Raw genomic sequence first — 1843 nt, forward strand, 5'->3', positions numbered from 1 at the left:
GCTAAGCGGTCCCCTTAACGTTCCGGCACCGGGCAGGCGTCAGTCCGTATACATCGTCTTACGACTTCGCACGGACCTGTGTTTTTAGTAAACAGTCGCTTCCCCCTGGCCACTGCGGCCCCCACCAGCTTCGGCCGTAAAGACCTACACCAGCAGAGGCCCCCCTTCTCCCGAAGTTACGGGGGCAATTTGCCGAGTTCCTTAACCACAGTTCACCCGATCGCCTTGGTATTCTCTACCTGACCACCTGAGTCGGTTTAGGGTACGGGCCGCCACAACACTCACTAGAGGCTTTTCTCGGCAGCATAGGATCATCCACTTCGCCACAATCGGCTCGGCATCACACCTCAGGCATATGAATCGCGGATTTGCCTACGATTCGCCCTACATGCTTACCCCAGGACTACCATCGCCTGGGCTGGACTACCTTCCTGCGTCACCCCATCGCTTACCTACTACCAGATCAGGTCAGGCGTTCACTCTGACAACCTATCCCCGAAGGGCATCAGTCCGAGCTAAGGACCCTTAGTATCACTGGGTTCGATATGGGCGCATTGAAGCGGGTACGGGAATATCAACCCGTTGTCCATCGACTACGCCTGTCGGCCTCGCCTTAGGTCCCGACTTACCCTGGGCGGATTAGCCTGGCCCAGGAACCCTTGGTCATCCGGCGCGAGGGTTTCTCACCCTCGATTCGCTACTCATGCCTGCATTCTCACTCGCACAGCCTCCACAACTAGATCACTCTGCTGCTTCGCCGGCTGCACGACGCTCCCCTACCCATCAACGATCTAACGACCGTCAATGCCACGACTTCGGCGGTGTACTTGAGCCCCGCTACATTGTCGGCGCGGAATCACTTGACCAGTGAGCTATTACGCACTCTTTCAAGGGTGGCTGCTTCTAAGCCAACCTCCTGGTTGTCTCTGCGACTCCACATCCTTTCCCACTTAGCACACGCTTAGGGGCCTTAGTCGGTGATCTGGGCTGTTTCCCTCTCGACCATGGAGCTTATCCCCCACAGTCTCACTGCCACGCTCTCACTTACCGGCATTCGGAGTTTGGCTGACGTCAGTAACCTTGTCGGGCCCATCGGCCATCCAGTGCTCTACCTCCGGCAAGAAACACGTGACGCTGCACCTAAATGCATTTCGGGGAGAACCAGCTATCACGGAGTTTGATTGGCCTTTCACCCCTAAACACAGGTCATCCCCCAGGTTTTCAACCCTGGTGGGTTCGGTCCTCCACGCGGTCTTACCCGCGCTTCAACCTGCCCATGCCTAGATCACTCCGCTTCGGGTCTACAGCATGCGACTCAAACGCCCTCTTCAGACTCGCTTTCGCTACGGCTCCCCCACACGGGTTAACCTCGCCACACACCATAACTCGCAGGCTCATTCTTCAAAAGGCACGCAGTCACATCACACACCAGACAAGCTGATGTAAGCTCCTACGGCTTGTAGGCACACGGTTTCAGGTACTATTTCACGACCCCTCACCGGGGCACTTTTCACCTTTCCCTCACGGTACTCGTGCACTATCGGTCATCAGGGAGTATTTAGGCTTACCAGGTGGTCCTGGCAGATTCACACAGGATTTCTCGGGCCCCGTGCTACTTGGGAACATCCACAGAAGTCCAGCCCGTTTCGCCTACCCGGCTCTCACGGTCTACGGCGCCCCTTCCCAGAGGCTTCAACTACAAGCTGGATTTTTGACTTCTCGAAGGTCCGGCAGAACCTTCAGCAGAGTCCCACGACCCCGAACATGCAACGCCCGCCGGCTATCACACATGCCCGGTTTAGCCTCATCCGCTTTCGCTCACCACTACTCACGGAATCACTAT

At 56.8% G+C, this 1843-nt stretch carries 1 rRNA gene (cut by a window edge); it reads right to left on the bottom strand.

Features of this window, described 5'->3' with window-relative positions:
- Positions 1-1843: ribosomal RNA gene (locus tag HNR30_RS46605) — 23S ribosomal RNA — on the bottom strand; its annotated part runs 160 nt beyond the window's last position; the annotation flags it as partial.

Source organism: Nonomuraea soli (genome assembly GCF_013761175.1).
GTDB classification, from domain to species: Bacteria; Actinomycetota; Actinomycetes; order Streptosporangiales; family Streptosporangiaceae; genus Nonomuraea; species Nonomuraea soli.